The following is a 21871-nucleotide window of genomic DNA, read 5'->3' as shown; positions in this document are numbered from 1 at the left end:
GAGGCTCGCCGTACACCCATTATTAGCTCGCGCCTGTTGTGATGTCCAGCATATTTATGGCAACCGTGCATTGACCTCGGTGATTGCGGGGCCGTCTACGTCGAAGATCATCGAAAGCCAGGAAAACGCTGGTCTCAGGCTTACTGTCGATCCATGGCAGCGGGGAGAAAGCGTGTAAGGGTGTGGCTGGGACTCGTGGCGATCGGAATCGGCGTGGCCGCGCTTATGGTAGCGGCATTGTTGCCGACCTTCGTGATGCCGCGGTCGACGCGGATCCCGGCCGGGGTCCGCACGGAGGCGGTGTCGCTGGCCGACAATGCCGCGGTGCTCGATACCAAGGCGGCGATGCGGGGGCAGATGCGCACCGAAACCGGCGTGCCGATCAGGGTGCAGACTCTGGTCGTCTCCGCTGACCCTACTGACAGCGATCGCGTGACCCTGGTGTCCACAACCCGGCTCTCGCGCACCGATCGGCAGGGCCCGAATGCGTTGGTGTCGGCTCGCGCCGAGGCGGTCACCGTCTCGCGTACGACGTCCGAGCCGGTCGACCAAGTTGGGCAGATCAAGCTCGAGGTCGACAAACCAGCAGACCCGGTGGCCCGCAGCGGGTTTCAGTTCCATTTCCCGTTCGACACGCAACGGCAGAGCTACCCGTATTTCGACACAACCGCACGTCGCGATTTCCCGATCGACTATGTCGATGATGACCGCTCGCAGGACGGTCTGCGGCTGCTGCACTTCCGGCAGAGCATCGGCCCGATCAATCTCTACCCGGAACAGCCGACCATGCAGACCACGGTGCCCGCCTCCTGGTGGGGACTGCCGGGCGATGAGCAAACCCGATTCGACTTGCACTACAGCAATATTCGCGACATCTGGGTGGAACCCACTTCCGGCGCCATCGTCGAACAACGTGAGCACGTGCGACGGTTCCTGGCCCGCAGCGTCGACGACCCGATGGCCGTCACCACCCTCGACATTCAGACCCGCTTCGACGAGCAGTCACTGGCCGAGGCGGTACACACCGCGCGCCAGGCGCGCACATTGATCCGGTGGGGAAACCTCTATGCGCCGATCGTGCTCGCGGTCGCCGGGATCGCGGCGGTGATCGGCGGCCTACTTCTCCTCCGTGCCGCCCGGATCCACGACCGAGACATCACTGGGGTAGACGATCATCACGCCGATGGTGGGGAACGCCGTGCGGTCCAGGATGTCGGCGTGGAACGCGACCTGTAGCCAGCCACCACCCCCGCGCCTGGTCATGCCGACATCCGTGATCGGCCCCTTCTTCGATTCCTCCAGCCAGCCAGGGATCTTCATCAACGTGTCGGGATGGATCGCCGGGGTCTGGCCGGTGCTGACGCCGTGCCCGATCGTCGGAATGTAGGGGGAGAGCCATTTGATGATGGTCGGCGCCGTGGGGTACGTGTGATCGCCGACCGCAGCGAACACGCCAGGCGAATCCTCTCCAGGCCGATCCTGCAGGTGCATCAGCTTATCGATTAACGCCGTCTCGATCAGATCCACGGCGACTTCGTTCGGATCGGAGTCGGCGGTGACATCGCGGCAGATACCACGTACTCGCGGGCCCGCGTCGGTCTCCACGCACCGCTGCGCCCAGTGCAGCTGGCGCAGCTCTCCCGTGCTGGTACGTACGGCCACCCGACCGGAACCGGTATCGCCGACCTTGACCGTTTTCAAGCCCTGCCACAGGTGGATCACATCCCGCAGCCGCACGATCGGCCGGAAGAAATCCACGGGACCGAAAACGACCCGATCCCGGAACTGAGCGTCGGTGCCGGTCAGATCCAGGAACCGCTCGTCGAGCCACAGCCGCGGCGGCAGGTCCTCCAACCCGATCTCCCACTCCCACACCGCTAGCTCGGCGGCGCGGCGCTCGGCCTCCTCCGCGGTCGGCGCCAGCTGCACCGCGAACACGCTGCCGCCGATGCCTTTGACCGGGGCCGCGGCAACGGTCTCACCCACCACCGCCGACGCCGGCGCGCTCACCTGCCGCTGCTCGGTGCGGCCGGTGCGTCGGACCTCGGCCACCATGTCATCCACCAGATGCTGGGCAGCACCGCGCAAAGTATTCGACAACCGCCGGAAATCCCGGTCACGGCCACCTTCGGCCAGAACCGCGACCTCGTCGCCGGTGCTGGTCGTGTCTACGAGCAGATCAATCGCAGGCTCAGTCATTGTCTCCGCTGGTTGTTGTCCGGTCGGGTTTGTCCAGGTATACCGGTTATTTGATCTTGCTATCGGGATTTCGGCGCGGCCGTCGCCAAATAATTCCAATTGGTGACAGTCGCGGGGCGCGTGGCACCTCCGACCGCATCTGATCTGGCCTTATCGTCGCCAGCTGTGGACATCACCATCCGGCCGATCCAGCACGAGGAGATCGCGGTGGCCGTCGAAGTCCTCACGATCGCGTTCGACAGCGACCCGGTGATGTGCCACCTCTGGCCGAACTCGGGGCATCGGCAGCGGGCCTTGCCGCGCTACTTCCGCACCACGATGACCCATCACCACGTCCCCGGCGGAGGTGTCGAGGTCGCCGCAGCCGTGGGCAGGGGCATCGTCGGGGTCGCCGTGTGGGATCCTCCCGGACGGTGGGCTGCCACCAGGCCGGAATTCGCACGCATGGCACCTGCGCTCATGCTGGCTCTCGGTCACCGGATCCCCGCGGCAGTGCGCACTCGCAGACTCTTCGACCGGCTCCATCCGCACGAATCACATTGGTACCTATGCCATCTCGCTGTCCACCCGGCATTTCAGCGCCAGGGGATCGGAACCGCACTGCTGCGCTCACGATGTGCTCACCACGACGCCGCAAGGCACGCCGAGTATCTGGTGTGCACACGCGAATCGAATGTGTCGCTGTACTCGTCGGCAGGATTCACCACGACCGCCCCCGTCGATCTGAACGGTGCGCCACTCTGGCCTATGTGGCGCCCCGGCTAACCCGAGAACCGCTGATTCCGCCCAGCACCTATGCAGTGCCGCATCATTGAATTCGATGACCACAACACCGAACGGCTCGCGGTTACCGCACCCCCGGGGTCGGCTACCGCTGCTCGGCGACGTTCTGACCCTCGATCTGGCCCGACCAACTCAGCAGGCCGCCCGTAACGCGCGACAGCTCGGCGGCATCTTCGAACGCCGCATCTTCGCCAGCCCGGTCGTCATCGTCTCGCGCGCCGACCTGATCGAACAGGTCAACGACGAGAGCGACTGGGCCAAACACGTGGGCGCCATCCTGACGCCACTCCGGGACATCGCCGGGTCTGGGCTGTTCACCGCGTTCAACGACGAGCCCGCCTGGGGGACTGCGCATCGGATCCTCGTGCAGGGGTTCACGAAGGACGCGATGCGCAGCTATCACCCAACCATGCTGGCCGTCGTCGATGACCTCCTCGACCACTGGCACACCCGCACCGGCGAGTGGATCGACGTCGTGGAGGACGCGAACCAGCTGGCGCTCGAGATCATCGGACGCGCCGGTTTCGGGCACTCATTCGGCTCATTCGCCGAGCAGCACCCGTTCGGCGAACGGCTGCGGCGCGGGCTGACTTACCTCAACAAGACCATCAACCTGCCGACCATCGCGAAAACCACGATCCTGCGGCGGCAGACAGCCCAGCACCAGCGCGACATCGCCTACCTGCACCACGTGGTCGATGGCATGATCGCGGCACGCGGCACCACGACCGAACCCTGGTCCGACCTGCTCGATCTGATGCTGACCACACCAGATCCGTGCACCGGTGAACACCTCGATGCCGACGCTATCCACGCTCAATGCCTCACCATGCTGGTCGCCGGACACGAAACAAGCGCTGCCGCACTGTCTTTCGCGCTATACGAACTGACGCAACACCCCGATGTCATCGACAAAGTACGCGAGGAGGCCGACGCCGTTCTCCCGGCAGCGGGGACCCTAGTGGGTTATGACGACATCACACGCCTGCGATACCTGCGCCGAGTTATCGACGAGACACTGCGGCTGTGGCCGGTCGCCCCAGGCTACTTCCGGGAAGCCACCCGCAGCACTACGCTCGGCGGGCACGAATTCGCGCCCGGGGACTGGGTTTTCGTCCTGACGTTGGCAGCTCACCGCGACCCGGAAGCCTGGGGAGACGATGCCGAGCAGTTCGACCCGGACCGATGGCTGCCCGAACGGCTCCATCAGCTGGGTCCACACATCTATCGCCCTTGGGGCACCGGGCCGCGATCGTGCATCGGCCGCCAATTCGCATTACACGAGGTCGCACTGACGCTGGCCCAAATCCTTCGCCGCTTCGACCTGCACCCCGTGCCCGGATACGGGCTGACCGTCAACGAGCAGATCACGCTCAAACCCCACCGATTCCGGCTGCGATTCACGCCGCGGGACTGAATCCCCGGGTACGGCTTAACGGGGCTGTCTGAGATCCAGCCCCTCCCGTCGGCGGGGGGGGAGTTTTCCACTGTCGGGGTAACCGGACGGTACTTGAAACAGTGGGAACCGGACTGGTTGGGCAAGGTGATTGCGAAGATCGAGGCTGCTCCGGCCCGCCGGCCTGCGAAAACGGACAACAGCACCGTTCAGCCACGGCGGCTGGATCGTCGGCTCTCGGCTGACACCATCGCCGAGCTGGTCGATGCCTACCGAACTGGTGCCTCCACCGACCAGCTTTGCAGGCAGCATGGCCTGTCCAAGGGCGGGGTACTCAAGATTCTGGCCGGCCATGGCGTGCAGATGCGGTACCAGCCGATGACGGAGGAGGAGATCGATTGGGCCGTAAGGCTTTACGCCGAGGGACAGTCACTCAATGCCGTCGCTCGGCAACTGAGCAAGAGCAAAGGGAGTGTGTGGAAGGCGTTGCGGATCCGAGGTGTAGCGATCCGCCCGTCCACACGATAGCTACCCGTACGCCGAGAGCGTTGGCACCTGGGCCACACGAGGACGAGTGAAAGCGGCATCTTGTAATCGGGCTCGACATGAGACCCAGCTGTGCTGGGCCGTCGAACGGCACGTACTCCTGTTGATAGGCCCGTACTGTATTCAACAGCATGGTGTATACGGCGGGCTGTAGCTAGGAGGAGGGGGATCGTGGATTCACGCGCTGAGCCTATCGGCGATTCCGAGGAATCTGGCAATCCATCGACAAACCAACTGGCTGGTATTGTTCGTGTAGCGATGGATCGTATCGGTTCGCGGAATGGGTTCGATTTTATTGCGGCCTTTCTTCCCTGGAGAAAGTTGCTGGAAATCGACAGCGGATACGACGGCTCCATCTTCCTCGGCCCGATGGAACATTCGGTTCGGTTCAAAGAGTGGTATAGCACACCTGAATCACGAACCCAGCTGACCCTTGCCCTTCTCATGACCGGTTTGCGGTCGGTCGACAGCACTGCTGCAGATCTAGCAGCACGCATTGCTGAAAGAATGATGGACACCGCGGCCCGTGGCCGAATGAATCGCCCACACCTCTATATGGGTACGACAACTGACGGTGTGGCAGCAGTTATAGCAATATATGACAAATTCTGGACAGACAGTTGGTGAATTGTGAGCAAGTCGTTTGTTCTTGCAATCGGCGTGGACCGCTACGAGTCAGACTCAATCCGTGACCTTAGATGGGCAGCGGCAGATGCGTCAGCTCTTTATGAGAGAGCACTTAGAGGTCGCGACAATTCGTCCGTGGAATCAAGGCTTTTGATCAACGAGGACGCTGCAACTCGCACGATCCGTGAATGTATTGGAGAGTGGCTTGCTGCTACCTCTCGAGACGATAATGTTATCGTCTTCTTCGCGGGACACGGTGCGCGTGAGATTCCACCCCTTGGTAACATCGATACTTCGCTGGAAACATATTTACTCTCGACCGACACTCAAATTGAGCATCTCTACTCAACCGGGATATCGCTAACGAACGAACTACCCATCATGTTGAAGCGAATAGCCGCGTCACACATCACCTTGTTGTTCGATTGTTGCCTCTCCGGAGCCGCACGAGTGCCAGATGGCCCACTGCGAGCCCGGGGTATCGACGGACCAAACTTTACAAAAATGCGAAATCTGTCTGACGTTTCGCTTAATGCTGTCATATCTCTTCCCGGAGGAAGTGACCACAATATCGGGGACGGAACCGCGATGATCATGGCTAGCGGACCTGATCAGGCTGCCTTGGAGAGTGATGAGCTAGGACACGGGGTATTCACCTACTCTCTGCTGCAGGCTATGCAAGAAAGTGCGCAATTACAGTCACCATCGTCTCCACCCGTGGGGGAGATCTATTCGCAAACAGTGAGGCTGGTAATGGACCGAACCGCGGGTATGCAGGTTCCCATGCTAGCGGGACGTCTGTCCGATCAAAAACTGTTCGTTGGCAAATAGGATTAGCAAGTGTACTTTGATTCGGCCCTATCCAAGGTACTTGCGGATACCCGCTGTGCAGATCAGATCATCCGTTTGAGTTCTGACGAGATACCCACGATTGCGCCTGGTCAGGGCAACTTGCCGGACTCGTTCATGCATGAGTGGACTCACTACTTCCAATTCAGCACGACTCCAACGGGGATCTATGTCTCTCAATATCGTAGAAATTGTATCTCAACACTTCGAAATATAGTCTTGCAGCACGGCGCCGATGAAGTCTTCATGCAGCCGTTCATCGATCGAATGGACTTGTTCAGAAGTGTTTGGCAATCTTGGCCTCGACACTGGCATCAACTGACGAATTCCGAGCCTAAGTACATCTCATCGGCCACGATTCGCCCCGACGGTCTGCACGTCCAACTGCAGGATGTAGAGATCACTACCCGTCTACCGCTCGGAATGCATGCGCTCTACGAAGCCTATGCTTGGTGCGCTTCGGCTTTCTTCGGTTCAGAGGATTTGGTGGGCGCGATTCCGAGAGAGGCAGATCTGCTCATCTACACGTGGCCAATTTGGGCCTTAGCGGATAATTTGGATCGGGATGTCAACCAACTTACGGCTTCCGATATAGTGGGCCTTCTGCCGTTGTTGCTGATAGCCTGTTCCTACCACCACCCAGCGCTACCGACGAACGCGTCTTGGCATACTCGGCGCTTTATTGAGTCAAGCGAGATTCTTCGAGAGCGAAACGTTACCGTTACTCTCATGGTCTGGCAGCTGTTGCGGGACTATCAAAGGTTTTGGAATAGACCGCTTTCTATCGGGAACGTTGATAGCTATCTGGAAAGAGTCGGCGTACCATCTTTATCAACCGTGCTTGAGTTAACCGCAGAATCAATTGCTAAAATGTCTGAACTTTCGACTTCGTTATTGCATGACTCGCAATACAGCCTGCAAAATGGGCAAATCGGATACACTGTCGATCAGCTCGCGGAGATCGATATTCTGCAAGCGACCGCCGCCAACCTTGCTGTACTTAGGAACAACATAGATGGAGCGCTTATATCTCCCCTTATGCTTGTTCGTGATTTAGCACCTCCCGTTTGTGCGGTAGAACGCCCAAATGGGTACGAGTGGTTTTCAATGACAGCTCTTGCTGATGAACCCCACCCCGCTTGGTCAGATCAAACTGACAGTCGAATTTTACTCCGGGAACAACTTCCCATTATAGAGCATATGCTGATGCAGTTGGTGTTCGGGTCGAACCTCGCGTGCTATGGCCCCTTTGACTGGCGCTTGCCTATTAATCCCTGCCCTGCAGCACAAGAATGTATGTCTCTCACAAACAAACGAGGAATAGAATTTTGTGTTGACTCTGCTTGGCGTCGAAAGATCGCCGAACTTGTCGCCGCTATTCACAACTATCGCGCTACCGATCCCAGCGAAGACGATATACCGGGAATTACCGCAGCCACTGATGAATACCGATCTTTGGTGCGCAGGATCCTGCAGGGAGAGCAACCGCCGCCAACGTATGACCTGTCCAAGCTGGGAATAAACTACCCGAATTGACCGTATGTCGACCGCTTGCGTCACGAAATCCGATAATAGATCGCGCATTGCCATATTTCCTGGGCCAGGCCGTTGTGCGATTCCGTAGTCAGTCGGTTCAAGTAGCGTCCGCCTTGGCCATATCTGTCGGCGTCACCGGACGCTATCTAAAACAGTGGGACCCCCACTGGCTGGACAAGGTGATCCAGAAGATCGAAGCTACTCCAACCCGCCGACCTGCGAAAACGAACGGCAGCACCGTTCAGCCACGGCGGCTGGATCGACGGCTCTCGGCTGACACCATCGCCGAACTGGTCAATGCCTACCGAAGCGGACAGAGACTCCCTCAAGGGTCATCGCTCGCAAGCTCGGCAAAGCGAAGGGGAGTGTGTGGAAGGCACTGCGCGCAAGAGGCGTGGTACTGAGGGCATCGACTCGATGATTCGTGGCAGGAGTCCCCCCGCGGACGGAACTTCGCCAGCATGTCGGACCTCGGGCATAGACTTCCGGCCGACGGCGTCATACGGAGAGCCCGACGTGGAGGACGGCGATGAGCCAGGTACCAACGTGGCTGGCGGTAGTGCAGTCGACCGCTACGACTGTGGGCGTGCTGATCGCCCTCGGCGTCGCCCTTTGGCAGGTGTCGAAGGCCAAGCAAGACAGAAAACTCCAAGAAACCCAGATGACCGAGGACCGTCAGCGTTATGACACCCAGATGGCGGCCTTGCAGCGTGCCGAAGACGACCGCATCGCGGCGCAGGCCCGCAAGGTGGTTCCGACGCTGGTTCGCGCCGAGGTGTTCGGCCCAGACATGTGGAGCGTCAAGGTTGCCAACCACTCCAACGCGGTGGTGACGGAGCTGGACGTCTCGGTGGTCGCCGTCGATGCCGAGGGCCAACTGATAGCAAACGGGTGCCAGCAGGCAAACGGAAAGCTCGGCACCAGCGAAGCATTCAGACGCGTCATCGCCGATGCCATTAGCGGTGCGGTCGACGCGTCGATGCAGCGCGTTGCCGTCCCCCTACATGGCATCGGCAATTTCGCCGGTGTCGGTCTCGGCGGTCTGGGAGCGCTTGCCGGACAGCAGATGGCTCCCCAGGTCTCCCAAGCTCTCCAAGAGCAACTGACCGGCCAGATGACGACGGAATGGCCCACGACGCTTACGCCCGAGCAGTTCGCCGTAATGGCGTACTCAGCCGTGGATGAAGCCGTCACATTGAGAGTCACTATCACCTTTACTGACGAAGCAGGCTACCGCTGGGCGCGTCGGGACAACAGCGCGCCGGAACGGATAGACGAGGCATCGTAGCGGGCCTTCAACTGTAGTACTGGCTATTCTGATACTTGAGTTGCCGCCGGAGAAAGAAACCGCATACTTACGAGAGCAATTTGATCGCCAGGTACAACTATCCGATCATGCGTTGTCTGTATGGGCTCCTCTGCGTCTTTCTGCGTTATGCGGATCTTTTCTTTCAGGGCGATATCTGGTTTTGCGCTACTGTTGTCAGTCGTATAGCTGTGTAGCACGCCTTCTATGTGTCGTCCGTCTGTAAGCTCAATACCCACGTACGGCACCATATTCTTCGGCCAATTACCAAGCGAGTACACCCACGGATCTCCTAGAGGCTTGAATCCTTTCCGAGATCCTATAGACCGAACAAAATAGAGCAATACGGCAATCAAGCACGCGACTGCTAGTATCGCCGCAACGGATATTGCAACCTGCCGCAGGTTTGTCTGGACATACGCCTTCCCGCCCTTCAACAGGGCCTCCGGGTCGACCAGCCACCCTCGACGCCAGCTGTCAGGGAGAAGGACGAGAATAAGGACGGCTGATCCAGTTGTAGCCAGACCAACCGACAGTACCTGGAGCAACTCGTTCAGGCCGCCACTCTTGCCGGTCGGTCGCGCCTGCTCAAGTAGCCGAAGATGCCACCAGCCTGGGATCAGGCTGAACAAAAGGAAGACGAGGGCGAGACTTCCGGGCAGGGCCATTTCTACCCGTTACCGCCATTGCTCGCGGGGTCAGCAGGCGGCTGAACCGGCTGTGGCGGCGTTGGCTTCGGATTCATGGATGCAGTCGGAGGGTCGAAGTCCGGGGAGAGCTTCGGAGTTTGCGCGACTTGCGCACCCCTGTATTCACCAGAGCCGGTAACTGCATCATGGCCGCCCTGATTCTGCGGCGGGTCCCGATGTGTCGACTTATCATTCATGAGAAAGATACTACCTATCGCCGGACAGCGAAGTTGACCTCGAATAAACCCGGCAAACTGTCGCGCGCCGCCGGGCTGCCCTGCTGGCCGCATCAACCTCACCTGTCGGTGCCTGCACGTAGCCTGACGCCGAGGCAAGCAGCCTCATCGCTCCCGACGAAGTGGAGGGTGTCATGGCCATCAAGGTCAAGTTCAACCAGAAGGCGCTGCGCGATCTCGAAAAGCCGCTGAACATCGAGGTATCGCTCGTCGGCACCGAGGCCGATGCGATTCGCGCCGTCAAACAGCAGTATAAGAAAGCCAAGGGTATCGAGCTGGATACTGATGCCGCCCGCAAGATCGTGCGGCGGGCACGCGGCCACTGACTAGCAAATTCTCGACGGCGGAGGCTCGGAAACCTATCTCTTCTTCCGGGCCTCGCCTGCCCATAGATCCACCTCCGAACTTCTGCTTCACTATCCCCGTGCCCTCCTCCACCGCAGCCGCTTTCCGCACCCTCGACGGCCTGAACCTCCGTGGCACCATCGTCACCGCGGACCGACCGCCGGCCTCAGCCGCGCTCCTCGTTCACGGCGGCGGTCACCTGATCGTGCAGCAGCCCCACGGTCGTCCATGATGCGGGTGGGTGCGGTAGGCCAAGACCACACGGCCCTTCCGACGCCACGGTACCGAGGTTGCCGCGATGGTGGTTGCTATGAGCACCTCTATTGCCATCGTCCCCGCATTGGCACTTCTGGTCGCCGTCCTGGGGCTCGCTCGACTGGTGAATGAAACGCGGCGTGAGAACCGGCGCCAGCAACACGCGCACGTGTGGACCCAGATTGGCCCCACCGGTCAGACTGGTAGTCCATGTGCTGTGAGCCATGACTTCCAGTCCGTGACGGCCTGCGCCGCCATCTCCAGCGCGTCCCAGTCGCCCTCAATGATCCAGTGGTATTGCGTCGATCCGCCGGAAGTCCCCTCCAACGTTGCGACGGGCAGTTGGATTGTCACGCCTTGGCCCGTGAGGTTCGCATGGCCGGTGCGGCGCTCTCCGCTGATGTATGAATGCCTGGTCCGCACAAGGTGTTTGGAACCGTTTGCAAGGTCGGCGCAGGCGGCCAGAGCGGGCGATGAGGAGTTGAAGAGTGTGTCCAAATCCTGCCCGCGTTGCGCACTGCCCGAACCGGGCAGGGATGAGTCCTTGATGATCCAATCACGCAAATGGAAGGCATCTTGGCAGAAGTGGTACAGCGCATCACGACCGCTGGGTTCAGAAGGGGAGTCTGATGGAGACCCGAGTTCCTGCAACGCTTTCCAAGAGCGCAGCATCCGCTGATACTGATCAGTCCAGGTCTCGTTCAGCACGACACAACTATAGACGCAGCACAAGGTGCGCGCGGACTGGCGCGTGGCGGCACTGCGGTGCGGTTAGTCGACGGCCGCCGACCCCATCCCCTGACCTAGGACGGGAAGTCCCAACGGTCCATATAGAAAGCTTCCCCTGAACTGTCGCCCTCGTAGCGGAATCCCATGACCCGGAGCGAAACTTGTTGTGCACCTTGCATGTGGAGCGCGGCCGCATGAAGGACTTCAGGGTCGGTCGTGAGGTCGGCGACGGGTACACCGGCAAACCCGTTGGCTAGGTCGGACCAGCTATCCCCGATGTACCTCTCCCAGAGTTCGGAACTCGTCACGGCCAGCGGCGGGTCCGTGATCACATCGTTTGTGCGAAGGTGCGCGCCCCAATACGCACAGGCTTTCCAGAACACGTTGCATGTTGAGAGGACATCGGCAGCGAGCTGATCAACCTTATCGGGCGCTGCCTGGTAGCGGTTGTTCGCCGCAGCAAGGTCTGTCCCAAGTTGAGACAGAACCGCGGTTGCATCGGCCGGCGTCAAGGGCTTGGCCTTGGATAGGCGGGCCGCATTCCATTCGGCGCGATGCTCATCCAGTGCTACGGCGGCACATCCGAACCACCTCTGCCGCAGCCACCCGGAGATCTCTTCGATCCCGTAGTTGTCCAAGTCGGAACCCCTCTGCTTCATGATGACGTGCTGGGCTTCGTGTTGGATCGCGTAACGCATCGGTTTGGCCGCGCGCTCGTTGGCGGCGGGAAAGGAGCTACCGGGTTGTTCTCGCAACATCCAGCGGGGATCGAGTAAGACTTCGATCCTGTCGCTGACCCGCATGGTCTTGGCTGGGGTAGTGCCCGATCCGCGCTCGGTGGTGTATCCCGCCAAGTCAGGGTCACGCCTAACCACTGCCTCGGCGAAGTCCGCAGGAAGCACAAGAACGACCTCGTCGGGGCGATCGACAAGCTTCATCAGCACACCCTCCAGTTGACGAAACAGCTTCCTGATCGGCTGGGCTCGGGGTGCATCGGTCACCCAGTCAGCGAGCTCCGGCATCCACCCTTCCAGTTCGATGCCGTGTCTGCCCTTGACAGCTGGGAAGATCTTGACTTCCATGCCGCTGTTATACGTTTTCGTGCCCACACTGTTTCGCGCACACGAGTGGCGCGGCTCGTTGCGGGACACACAGTGCCTATTGGAGTCGGCGGTTGATGCCGCGTCGTTGTAGGGCGCTGCGGATGGCCCGGGATGTCACCTGCCGCGTGTCACGGGGGCACCGCATAGTGCGCGCGAGCACAACGGAGGTGATCACATACCGGACCGGGGCCATTGGATCGCCGGAGCTGCACGGCCTGGATCCCTGCTATCGTAGGGAGTCAGCGTTCCACAGTCAGTAGTTTTCGCTGGTAGATGGCGTGGGCGTAGTGGTCGATACCCCCTCCGGACACAGTTTTTCCTTACCCCGGTAAGTCAGCGTGAGAATCTCATCACCGGCCTGAAAACTGCTGTGCTGCAAGGCTTTCACTCGGCGAGTCTGATCGCGGCGGGCCAGATGATCCCGGTGGTTCAGCGCATGGCGTCGGCCGTGTAGCCCATGCCGCGCATCACGGTCGTGACATGGGCGTCGAACAGGGCGTCGGTGTCGGGCACCAGGTTGCGGAGGCTGCCGAAGATCTCGGCGGAAATGAATCCGAGAATGGAAGCCCAGGCATTGAGGATGATGCCGGGCACCGGGGAATCGGGCAGTTCGGCACCGTCGAGCATGGCCGTGAGCAGGGGTCCGGCCGGGAGTGCCGGGACCGCCGTGGCTGCGGGGTCGGCGTCGCCGCCGGTGATCGCCGCGAGGTACGCGGAGGCGACCGAGGCCATGACGCGCCCGGCCGCCGCGCCCGTGTCCTCCGGCCGCGCCTGGTATCCGGGGATCGGCGTCCCGTTGGTCAGCGCGTAATCGGCTGGATTGGCCAGGGCCCACCGGCGCGTTGCCCGGCACACCGCTCGCCATTGGTCCGGCGGTCGCTGCCCGGGAGCCTGCAGCGAGTCGGCGATGGCGTCGGCCTGGGCGTTGTATGCGTCCACGCACAAGGCGGTGATCAGTGCCGACTGGGTGTCGAAGTAGCGGAAGATGGCCGCCGGGGACATGCGCATCGACCTGGCGATTCCCCGCAGCGAAAGGCTCCCGGTGCCGTTTTCGGCGAGCTGCTCGCGAGCGAGGGATTTGATCTCGGCGATCGTCTCCGCGCGGCGTTCCGCCCGCCTGGTCGCTCCACCCGTCGTCGCGCCGGATGTGCTGCCCATCGTCCTCCCTCCGTTGTTTGTCCCAACCTAGCACTCTGTGATCGGTGCTTACATAGTGAACGCGATGCCGGTGTGTCGGCAACCAGGGGAGCGACGATCAGCATATTGACTGCAGTGGCGAAATCGCGATACCGGCGCCACCGGCGCCAGCCGACCGTTCACGGTCTGGGACGGCCAGCCCGCGGGCGGCACCTCCGCGAGGTGGCAGGGCATCGAACTCGGCACCGGGCCGGGACTGATCGACGTCACCATCGTCACCGAACAACCGCATATCGCGGGCCACGGCACCTATTACTCACCCGCCTGAGATCTCTCGGCACATCCGGAAAGAGGTTGATATGTCGGCACCGTCGTCGACTCGTCCGCCCTGGCTGAAGCTGCTCGTCGGCGGCCGAATCCTGGTCGCCGGGAGTTTCCTGCTCACTCCGCGCCTCGTCGCCCGCGCCTTCGGCATGCGATCGGCGGGGACACCGGCCATCGCGATGGGGCGAATGTTCGCGATCCGAAACGCCGCGCTCGCCGCGGGCCTGCTGAAACTCGAATCATTCGCCGAACCGAAGACCTTCGTCGGCGCGAACATCCTCATCGATACCGTCGACGCCGCCGCTTTCCTGGCGGCAGGGCGTCGACGGGAGCTGGAGCCGATCACCACTGTGCTTGCCACGGCCGTCGCTGTGTCGGCGGTGGTGGCCGGTGCCGGTGCGCTGGCCCAGCTGCGAGCGGATGCCACGGTCGCGGCGGAGACAACGACCGGTTGATCACAGCGACGCGCCGCCCACCGAGTTCCGCCGAGTCCTGCGGAACCGCGCGCACTCCAAGCCCGCCCGCGCCGGCGTTCCTGGGCTGACCTCCGCGAACGAGGAGATGCGTTCTGCGACAACGGCATCCGACCCGACGGTGTGGTGGCACCTCGAACGAGCGCCCATACTGTCCCGGCACCACCCGATCTCGCCGCACTCCTGTCGGGGCGGATGTTTCAGGCGTGGGGTGGTTCGCCGGTGACGAGGTGGTCGGCGTGGTTGAGGCCTTCGCGGATGAGGCGGGTGAGGTGGCCGTCGCGGATGCGGTAGATGATTCGTCGGCCCTCGCGGCGAGTGCCGACGAGTCCGGTGAAGCGGAGTTTGGCCAGGTGCTGGCTGACGGCGGTGCGGGAGGCTCCGGTTGCTTCGGTGAGGGCGGTGACGTCGGCCTCGGTGTCGGTGAGGATGGACAGGATGTGCAACCGGGTGGGGTCCGACAGCATCCGGAAGGTGGCGGTCGCGGCGTCCAAGCGTGGCTGGTCGGGCTGAACCGGATGGACGAGGCTGGGCATCTCCGGATGTTCGGCGGCCGAATCGCTGGTGCTCGCCATCGCTCACCGCCTTCCTGTCGGCACCACCTCCATGTCCGTCGCGACGGACGCGGGCCATACCCGGGTTGTGGTGGTGGCTGCCAGTGTAGCGAGACCGGCCAGGGCGATCGCGGCGGCGAACTGCCCGGCGGCCGCGCCGAGCCAGCCCGCGATCGGGTAGGTGAGCAGGAAACAGGCGTGCGACAGCGAGAATTGGGCGGTGAACACCGCGGTGCGGGTGTCGGCGGTGGTCTGCGCGCGCAGCAGGCGCGCCGAGGGGGTGTTGATCATGGAGGTGCCCGCGCCGAGGACGATCCAGGTCGCCGCCAGCGGCGCCCAGCCCACGCCCGGGGTCGGTGGCAGCGCGGAGATCGCGGCGGCGGCGAGCAGGCCGATCGGCAGGACCGCGCAGCCGGTGAGCATCAGTCGCCGATCCTCGACGGCGGTGAGGATACACGGCACCGCGAGCGCGACCGCCATGGATCCGCCGCCGAAGCACCCCAGGGCGACGGCGACCCCGGTATCGGAGCCGCCGAGCAGATCCCGCACGTACACAACGGTATTCACGACCACAAGTGCGGTCGCGGACGCGACGGCGAGGTTCATCGCCAGCAGGCCGCGCAGCACCGGGCGGTCGAGCATGATCCGCGACCCGCGGGTGATCCGCGCGATCAATGGCTGTGTACGGTCGGTGGGGACGAGGCGGGGGAGCCGGGTCGTGACCACCAGCACGGCCGAGGCGGCGAACCCGGCGGCGGTTCCGGCGAACAGCAGGTTGTAGCTCATCACCGTGAGCAGCGCACCGGCCAGGACCGGACTCAGCAGCGATTCCAGGTCGTAGGCCAGCCGGGACAGCGACAGGCCCCGCGTATAGTCGCCTTCCTCGGTCAGCACCGACGGAATCACCGATTGGAACGCCGGGGTGAACGTCGCGGAGGCCGCCTGCAGCACGAAGATCAGCACGTAGATCTGCCACACCTCGCCGACCAGCGGTAGCGCGAGCGCGAGCGCCGCCCGCACGGCATCGGCCGACACCAGCAGTACGCGGCGGGGCACGCGCTCGGTGAGTGCCGAAACCACCGGTGCCACACCGACATACGCGATCATCTTGATCGCCAACGCGGTACCGAGCACCGCCCCGGCATTGCTACCGGCGAGATCGTAGGCCAGCAGGCCCAGGGCCACGGTCAGTAGTCCCGTCCCGACCAGCGCCACGACCTGCGCGGCGAACAGATGCCGGAATCGCCGATGGCGGAGTACCTCGAGCACGCGCCTCTCCTGGTCCATGCCCCCGATACGCCCCGTCCGTCATTATGTGCGCAGATGTGCACTTAATGTCAAGAAGGGCGACCCGGTGCGAACCCCTGGGAGAACCGAAATCCGTTCAGCGGCTGAGGTTTCGGTAGCTCCAGACCGAGAGCGGGAAGAAGATCAGGGTCAGCGCCACCGGCCAGACGATCGCCATCGGCAGTGCGTGCTCGACCACCCAGGAGCCGGAGTCGCCGACGCCGGGGTTGTCGAACAGATCGCGCGTCGCGGTCACCGTGGAGGACAACGGATTCCATTCCGCGATCGCGCCCAGCCAGTTCGGCATGGTGTCGGGCGAGACGAACGCGCTGGACAGAAAGCCGATCGGGAACTCCAGGGTCTGCGCGGATGTCGTCGCCTCACCGTGCAATACGAGCCCCAGATACACCCCGACCCAGATCAGCGCGAAGCGCAGCAGCAGGACCAGCCCGATCGCCGCCCAGAACTCCGCGGCGGTACCGTTCGCCCGCCAGCCGATCGCCAGGCCGGCCACCACCATCACGGCCAGGTTCACCACCGAGAACACCATGTCCGCGGTGACCCGGCCGATCAGCACGGCGGCCGAGGACATCGGCATCGACCGGAACCGATCGGTGACGCCGCGGTCCACGTCGGTGGTCACCGCGATCGTGGTCTGCGCGATGCCGAACAACATCGTCATGGTGAACATGCCCGGCATCAGGAAGTCGATGTACTTGCCGCCGCCCGGCACCATGATGGCGCCGCCGATCAGGTAGTTGAACAGCAGCACGATCAGGACGTTGAACAGCAGCGTGAAGATCACCACGCCGGGATTGCGCGCCCAATGCGCGAAGGCCCGCTGGGTGATCGTCCACGAGTCGATCAGTACCCACCGCACCCGGCTCGCGGTGCCGGTGGGAATCTCGGGTGTGGCGATGGTCATGGCTCGACCTCTTCCCCGGCCGTCTGCTCGTCGCGCTCGTGCCGTTCGGTGTGGGCGAACTGGCCGGTGATCTGCATGAACACGTCATCGAGGGTCGGGCGGCGCAGCGCCAGATCATCGATCGGTGCGCCCAATTCGTCGAGCACCCTGACGATGTTGGTCAGCGCGTTCGCGCGATTGCCGACCTTGACGCTGATCAGCCGGTTGTCCACGTCGACATGGGGTTCGGCGGCCGACAGCCGCGCGAGCGCGTGCGCGGCCACGGTCAGATCGTCCCCGTTGTGCAGCACCACGTCGACCCGATCGCCGCCGATCTGCGACTTCAGTTCGCTGGGTGGGCCTTCGGCGATGACCTTACCGGCGGCGATCACCGAGATCTGGTCGGCGAGTTGATCGGCCTCGTCGAGGTACTGCGTCGTGAGCAGCACCGTGGTACCCCGATCGACCAGTTCGCGGATCGAGCGCCACACCTCGTTGCGCCCGCGCGGGTCCAGGCCGGTGGTGGGCTCGTCGAGGAAGAGCACGGCCGGGGCCAGGATCATGCTGGCGGCCAGGTCCAGCCGGCGGCGCATACCGCCCGAGTATGCCTTGACCTGTTTGTTCCCGGTATCCGCCAGGTCGAACTGGTCCAGCAGATCGGTGGCCCGCCGCTTGGCGGCGGAAATGGGCAGGTGGTATAGCCTGCCGAACAGGACGAGATTCTGATAACCGCTCAACACCTCGTCGACCGCGTGGTTCTGCCCCACCAGGCCGATGCGGTGGCGGACCTGCGCGGCGTCGCGCACCACGTCGTACCCCGCGACTCTCGCCTCGCCGCCATCGACCTTCAGCAGCGTGGCCAGAATCCGCACGGCCGTGGTCTTACCGGCGCCGTTCGGACCGAGTAGCCCGCATACCCTCCCTTGCGGCACGGACAGGTCGAAGCCGTCCAGTGCCCGCTTGTCTCCATAGTTCTTGCGGATGCCTCGCGCCATCACCGCCAGCGAGTTCGCTGTCATGCCGTTCCCCCTCGGCTGTTGTACCGAACGGCCGGATACGTCCGTACCGTACGCCATACGGTACAAGGTATCCGGGCTAAGCGGAACCCTCCGATTCGGTCGCGTCCCGTCGCTGCGCGACGAGCGCTTCGATGCCGTCGAGCACGCAGCGCAGCCCGAACTCGAAGGCGTGCTCGGGGGAGTAGGCGGCCCCGTGGGCTTCCCCGGCGACCACCCCGACCCGCGCCGCGACCGGGAAGCGCGTCTCGTCGAAGACATTGCGCACCAGCGGGCCGTTCAACTCCCACCACTGCTCATCGGTCATCCCGCTGTCGCGCTCCACCCGGGTCGCGTCCAGCCTGCGCCGCGCGACCCGCTCGACGTGGCCGGTGACGAGTTCGACCACCGAGTCCATCTCGATATCGGAGAGCCCGATGCCATCGACGGCGGCGAGTTCGTAGTCGTACTTGGCGACCGCGTTCGGTCCCAGCGGCGGGCGGATCGTGGAGAGCTCCAGGACCCAGGGATGCCGCCGGGCGAGCAGCCAGTTCTCTCTGGCCACCTCTTCCAGCCGGGCGCGCCAGTGCGCGGGTCGCTCCGCGGGCCGGGCCATGTCGCCGTAGACCGCGTCCAGCATCAGGTCGATCAGCTCCTCCTTGCCGGGCACGTACGTGTACAGCGACATGGTTCCGACGCCGAGTCGTTCGGCGACCCGGCGCATGGACAGCGCGCCGAGGCCCTCGGCGTCGGCGGTCTCGATGGCGCTGCCGACGATCTTCTCGATGCTCAGGTCGGACCTGCTTTTCCGGCCCGACCAGGGTTGCAGCCCCCACAGCAGGGCCAGTCGGCGCGCCGCGGCGCGATCATGGTCCCTCGCATGGCTCATCGAATCTCGATCCGGCATACCGTATAGCGTACGGTTCGAGTTCCGGCTGGCAGCTGGGCAGGTGATGGCCGATGCGGCTCGGCAGCACCTTGTGGTGTAGGGTGTGGGCGTAGTGAGAGTGCTCGCGCCTCTCGGATATATGTGTAACTCAGAGTTACAGATAAACCTCCGGCCTCGGTCGGGGGTTTTCTTGTTTCCGGATAAGCCGCGTCGGGCCGGGTACGCGGCCGATAGCAAGCCACTGATCACCGGTAACGAGAGGCAGCGTCATGTCTACCGATCCTGATCCCGACCGCACGCCCGATCTCGAGCCGGGTGGCGGGGTGCGGCCCGGCTCGACCCCGCCCGAGACGGCGCAGACCTCCGGGCTATCGGCCCCGGAACCACGCACGCGGCGGCGCTTTCCGCCCACCGGGGCGGGCTTCGTCGTCACCGCCCTCGCGCTGGCGATCGTCTTCGTCGTGGTGGCCGTGCTGCTGGTGGTATCCCTCGCCTGAGATCGGTTCTCATCGGCGATGGCGCTCCGGACACTTCGCAGCACACGACAGATCCGACGCCCGTCGGTGGGGCGGGCGGCGGCCGGGACGGATGAGTGGCCCGCCGGTAATATCTTGCGGCCGTGTCTGATTCACCGATATGTGATGTACGCAATCGCGCTCTGGTGCGTGGGTCCGCATCCGCCGGGTAGTGCGTGAGTGTGGCGCCAATGCCACATCGAGCAACTATCTCGCGATCGTAAGGAGGTTCAGCAATGGCGGACCAGAACAACCCCGGTCAGTTCGGTAATCGGTCCGATACCGAGCAGCAGGCCAGCCGCGGTGGCCAGGCGAGCACCGGCAGCTTCGGTGAGCGCAATGCCGCCGACCCGCACGAGGCCGGTCGCAAGGGCGCCGAGGCGCAGCCCAGGGAGGCCAAGTCCCAGGGCGGCCAGCACAGCCACGGCGGACGCTGACCGTCGCAACGATCGAGAGGGGCCGGGTGGCCGCCACCCGGCCCTTTCGATGCACCGACGAACGAGGGGGACATTCCAGGCAGAGGCGACGCAGCGGTAGCTACTGCGAGGCCGGTTCGATCGGTGGCCGAAGGGTATGCGCGGGGTGAAGGGGAGCGGGCATCGAACGGAGGTCGAGATGAACGGGTCGCACAGGATCACCGGGCCGCGGGCCGGAGCCGTACTCGCCGATCTCGGCTTCGCCGCGGTCGCGTCGGGGGTGATCGCCCGGCGGCGGAGGGTGATGGGTCTGCTCGAACGCTTCGGGGCCGACCGTCGGGCCGTGGCGCGGATACGGCGGCTGCGGGGCGAATTCGGTAGCGGGCCCGTGGAATTGGCACTTCCGGGGCGTCGTGTGATCGTCATCCTCGACCCGGCGGATGTGGGCAGAGTGCTGGAAGGCGCGCCGACGCCGTTCCACCCCGCCAGCCGGGAGAAGGTCGCGGCGCTGCGGCAGTTCCAGCCGCACGGCGTGCTCGTCTCCGACGGCCCGCTGCGCGCGCAGCGCCGGACGGTGAACGAGGCGGCCCTGGACACGGGCTCGCCGATGCACCGCCTGGCGGAGCCGTTCGCGGAGATCATCGCGCAGGAGGCGCACGAGTTCCTCGATGCCGCGCTCCGGCGCGGGCACGTCGACGCCGGGCAGTTCACGATCGCCTGGTGGAAACTGGTCCGGCGACTGACGCTCGGCCCGGCGGCGCGCGAGGATCACGCGCTCACCGACGAGCTGTGGCGGCTGCGCTCGGCCGCCAACTGGTCGTTCCTGATGCCACCCCGGCGGCGGCACCGCGACTGGTTCAACGCCCGGCTGTACCGCTACGTCGAGAATGCCGAACCGGACAGTCTCGCCGGTGAACTGGCGCAGGCGCCCAGCCGCGGAGCCGTCGATCCGGTCGGGCAGATCCCACACTGGCTGTTCGCGTTCGACGCCGCGGGCATCGCACTCACCCGGGCGCTGGCCGTGCTGGCCACCCACCCGCGCCACCGCGCCGAGGCGAGGGCGGACGCCGCCGACCCCGATCTGCCCGGCCTGCGGCGCTATCTGCGGGCCTGCGTGCTGGAATCCGTGCGGTTGTGGCCGACCACGCCCGTCATCCTGCGGGAACTCACGGCCGAGACCTCGTGGCGCGAGGGCGCCGACCGGTTCGTGACCGCACCCGGCGCGACGGTGCTGATCACCGTGCCCGCGTTCCACCGCGACCCGGATCGGCTGCCGTTCGCGGACGATTTCGTCCCCGAGATCTGGCTCGACGGCCGCGCCGAGCAATACCCGCAACTGGTGCCGTTCAGCGCGGGCCCCGCCGTATGCCCCGGGCGAAACCTCGTCCTGTTCGTCACCAGCACCTTCCTGGCGCACCTGTCGAACGGGCTGGAGCTCGGGCTCCGCTCGCAACCGCGACCCGCCCCGGAGGCACCACTTCCGTCGACCTTCGACAACTTCGGGCTCGACTTCACCGTCTCCGAGTCCGCGGCCGTCACCGGTGGCTGGACGTGAGTGGGGGCACGCACGGCGGCACATCTCCGGCGACTCTATGTCAGTGCGGCGGAGAACTTTTCGGCGAGTGCGAGGGTGGTGAGGTTGGTGTTGGCTCGGGGGATGGACGGCATGGTCGACGCGTCGACCACGTGCAGTCCCGCGGGGGCCGGGGGGGGGGCGCGGGGGGGGGGGGGGGGGGGGGGGGGGGGGGGGGGGGGGCGCACCGGCGGGGGGCGCCGCG

24 protein-coding genes are annotated in these 21871 nt (G+C 63.9%); 13 read left to right on the top strand and 11 right to left on the bottom strand.

What is annotated here, in order from left to right; all coding sequences use genetic code 11:
• Nucleotides 1-237: 237 nt before the first annotated feature.
• Complete coding sequence (gene pgfA / locus QH290_RS26170) at nucleotides 238-1236, top strand: cell envelope lipid trafficking protein PgfA (protein ID WP_280385781.1); 999 nt, start codon at nucleotides 238-240, stop codon at nucleotides 1234-1236.
• Here the strand turns inward: pgfA and QH290_RS26165 are convergent.
• Nucleotides 1117-2199, bottom strand: coding sequence for a GAF domain-containing protein (locus tag QH290_RS26165; RefSeq protein ID WP_280385779.1), 1083 nt, complete (start codon nucleotides 2197-2199; stop codon nucleotides 1117-1119). The genes pgfA and QH290_RS26165 overlap by 120 nt on opposite strands.
• Nucleotides 2200-2364: 165 nt before the next feature.
• Between QH290_RS26165 and QH290_RS26160 the strand changes: the two genes are divergently transcribed.
• The 7 genes from QH290_RS26160 (at nucleotide 2365) to QH290_RS26135 (ending at nucleotide 9224) form a co-directional block, all read left to right on the top strand.
• Nucleotides 2365-2964 carry a GNAT family N-acetyltransferase gene (locus QH290_RS26160; RefSeq protein WP_280385777.1) on the top strand — a complete coding sequence of 200 codons (600 nt, stop codon included), beginning with the start codon at nucleotides 2365-2367 and terminating at the stop codon, nucleotides 2962-2964.
• A gap of 55 nt (nucleotides 2965-3019) precedes the next feature.
• The gene (locus QH290_RS26155) at nucleotides 3020-4399 is read left to right on the top strand and encodes a cytochrome P450 (protein WP_280385775.1); all 1380 of its coding nucleotides are present in this window, start codon (nucleotides 3020-3022) and stop codon (nucleotides 4397-4399) included.
• Nucleotides 4400-4492: 93 nt separating this feature from the next.
• The gene (locus QH290_RS26150) at nucleotides 4493-4906 is read left to right on the top strand and encodes a helix-turn-helix domain-containing protein (protein WP_280385773.1); all 414 of its coding nucleotides are present in this window, start codon (nucleotides 4493-4495) and stop codon (nucleotides 4904-4906) included.
• Nucleotides 4907-5095: 189 nt separating this feature from the next.
• The gene (locus QH290_RS26145; protein WP_280385771.1) at nucleotides 5096-5551 is read left to right on the top strand and encodes a hypothetical protein; all 456 of its coding nucleotides are present in this window, start codon (nucleotides 5096-5098) and stop codon (nucleotides 5549-5551) included.
• 3 nt (nucleotides 5552-5554) lie between these two features.
• Entirely contained in the window at nucleotides 5555-6382 is an 828-nt protein-coding gene (locus tag QH290_RS38210; protein ID WP_425303654.1) for a caspase family protein, read from the top strand.
• Between the two features lie 9 nt (nucleotides 6383-6391).
• Nucleotides 6392-7936 carry a hypothetical protein gene (locus tag QH290_RS26140; RefSeq protein ID WP_280385769.1) on the top strand — a complete coding sequence of 515 codons (1545 nt, stop codon included), beginning with the start codon at nucleotides 6392-6394 and terminating at the stop codon, nucleotides 7934-7936.
• Nucleotides 7937-8522: 586 nt separating this feature from the next.
• Complete coding sequence (locus tag QH290_RS26135; protein WP_280385767.1) at nucleotides 8523-9224, top strand: hypothetical protein; 702 nt, start codon at nucleotides 8523-8525, stop codon at nucleotides 9222-9224.
• Nucleotides 9225-9247: 23 nt separating this feature from the next.
• Here the strand turns inward: QH290_RS26135 and QH290_RS38205 are convergent, their stop codons facing one another.
• Nucleotides 9248-9910 carry a DUF6338 family protein gene (locus QH290_RS38205; RefSeq protein WP_425303653.1) on the bottom strand — a complete coding sequence of 221 codons (663 nt, stop codon included), beginning with the start codon at nucleotides 9908-9910 and terminating at the stop codon, nucleotides 9248-9250.
• A 391-nt stretch (nucleotides 9911-10301) separates the two neighbouring features.
• On the opposite strand from QH290_RS38205, the gene QH290_RS26130 reads away from it, so the two are divergent.
• Nucleotides 10302-10493 (top strand): hypothetical protein, encoded by a 192-nt coding sequence (locus tag QH290_RS26130; RefSeq protein ID WP_280385766.1) that lies wholly within the window; start codon nucleotides 10302-10304, stop codon nucleotides 10491-10493.
• A gap of 469 nt (nucleotides 10494-10962) precedes the next feature.
• On the opposite strand, the gene QH290_RS26125 is transcribed toward QH290_RS26130, so the two are convergent.
• The 3 genes from QH290_RS26125 to QH290_RS26115 all read right to left on the bottom strand — a co-directional run bounded on the left by QH290_RS26125 (nucleotide 10963) and on the right by QH290_RS26115 (nucleotide 13757).
• A complete protein-coding gene (locus tag QH290_RS26125; RefSeq protein WP_280385764.1) occupies nucleotides 10963-11475 on the bottom strand; it encodes a hypothetical protein in 513 nt (170 codons plus the stop codon).
• A gap of 95 nt (nucleotides 11476-11570) precedes the next feature.
• Nucleotides 11571-12578, bottom strand: a complete 1008-nt coding sequence (locus tag QH290_RS26120; protein ID WP_280385761.1) for a hypothetical protein — start codon at nucleotides 12576-12578, stop codon at nucleotides 11571-11573.
• A gap of 450 nt (nucleotides 12579-13028) precedes the next feature.
• Nucleotides 13029-13757 (bottom strand): TetR/AcrR family transcriptional regulator, encoded by a 729-nt coding sequence (locus QH290_RS26115; protein ID WP_280385759.1) that lies wholly within the window; start codon nucleotides 13755-13757, stop codon nucleotides 13029-13031.
• Nucleotides 13758-14095: 338 nt separating this feature from the next.
• Here QH290_RS26115 and QH290_RS26110 point away from each other — a divergent pair, with 338 nt between their 5' ends.
• Entirely contained in the window at nucleotides 14096-14515 is a 420-nt protein-coding gene (locus QH290_RS26110; protein WP_280269477.1) for a hypothetical protein, read from the top strand.
• Between the two features lie 218 nt (nucleotides 14516-14733).
• Here QH290_RS26110 and QH290_RS26105 read toward each other — a convergent pair whose 3' ends face one another.
• The 5 genes from QH290_RS26105 to QH290_RS26085 form a co-directional block, all read right to left on the bottom strand.
• Complete coding sequence (locus tag QH290_RS26105) at nucleotides 14734-15108, bottom strand: ArsR/SmtB family transcription factor (protein ID WP_280385757.1); 375 nt, start codon at nucleotides 15106-15108, stop codon at nucleotides 14734-14736.
• Nucleotides 15109-15111: 3 nt separating this feature from the next.
• Entirely contained in the window at nucleotides 15112-16356 is a 1245-nt protein-coding gene (locus QH290_RS26100) for an MFS transporter (RefSeq protein WP_280385755.1), read from the bottom strand.
• 115 nt (nucleotides 16357-16471) lie between these two features.
• The gene (locus QH290_RS26095) at nucleotides 16472-17299 is read right to left on the bottom strand and encodes an ABC transporter permease (protein WP_280385753.1); all 828 of its coding nucleotides are present in this window, start codon (nucleotides 17297-17299) and stop codon (nucleotides 16472-16474) included.
• A complete protein-coding gene (locus QH290_RS26090; protein ID WP_280385751.1) occupies nucleotides 17296-18297 on the bottom strand; it encodes an ATP-binding cassette domain-containing protein in 1002 nt (333 codons plus the stop codon). The genes QH290_RS26095 and QH290_RS26090 overlap by 4 nt, the downstream gene beginning before the upstream one ends.
• A 76-nt stretch (nucleotides 18298-18373) precedes the next feature.
• A complete protein-coding gene (locus QH290_RS26085) occupies nucleotides 18374-19180 on the bottom strand; it encodes a TetR/AcrR family transcriptional regulator (protein ID WP_280385749.1) in 807 nt (268 codons plus the stop codon).
• A gap of 251 nt (nucleotides 19181-19431) precedes the next feature.
• Here QH290_RS26085 and QH290_RS26080 point away from each other — a divergent pair, with 251 nt between their 5' ends.
• The 3 genes from QH290_RS26080 to QH290_RS26070 all read left to right on the top strand — a co-directional run bounded on the left by QH290_RS26080 (nucleotide 19432) and on the right by QH290_RS26070 (nucleotide 21648).
• A complete protein-coding gene (locus tag QH290_RS26080; RefSeq protein WP_280269480.1) occupies nucleotides 19432-19659 on the top strand; it encodes a DUF6480 family protein in 228 nt (75 codons plus the stop codon).
• A 254-nt stretch (nucleotides 19660-19913) separates the two neighbouring features.
• Complete coding sequence (locus QH290_RS26075) at nucleotides 19914-20114, top strand: hypothetical protein (protein WP_280269481.1); 201 nt, start codon at nucleotides 19914-19916, stop codon at nucleotides 20112-20114.
• Nucleotides 20115-20292: 178 nt separating this feature from the next.
• A complete protein-coding gene (locus QH290_RS26070) occupies nucleotides 20293-21648 on the top strand; it encodes a cytochrome P450 (protein WP_280385747.1) in 1356 nt (451 codons plus the stop codon).
• A gap of 35 nt (nucleotides 21649-21683) precedes the next feature.
• Here QH290_RS26070 and QH290_RS38200 read toward each other — a convergent pair whose 3' ends face one another.
• Entirely contained in the window at nucleotides 21684-21779 is a 96-nt protein-coding gene (locus QH290_RS38200; RefSeq protein WP_425303652.1) for a hypothetical protein, read from the bottom strand.
• Between the last annotated feature and the right edge of the window lie 92 nt (nucleotides 21780-21871).

The sequence above is a fragment of the Nocardia wallacei genome (genome assembly GCF_029869545.1).
In the GTDB taxonomy this organism is placed as follows: domain Bacteria; phylum Actinomycetota; class Actinomycetes; order Mycobacteriales; family Mycobacteriaceae; genus Nocardia; species Nocardia wallacei_A.
Note: the sequence above shows the minus strand (reverse complement) of the source record. Positions and strands in the feature narration are given on the sequence as shown.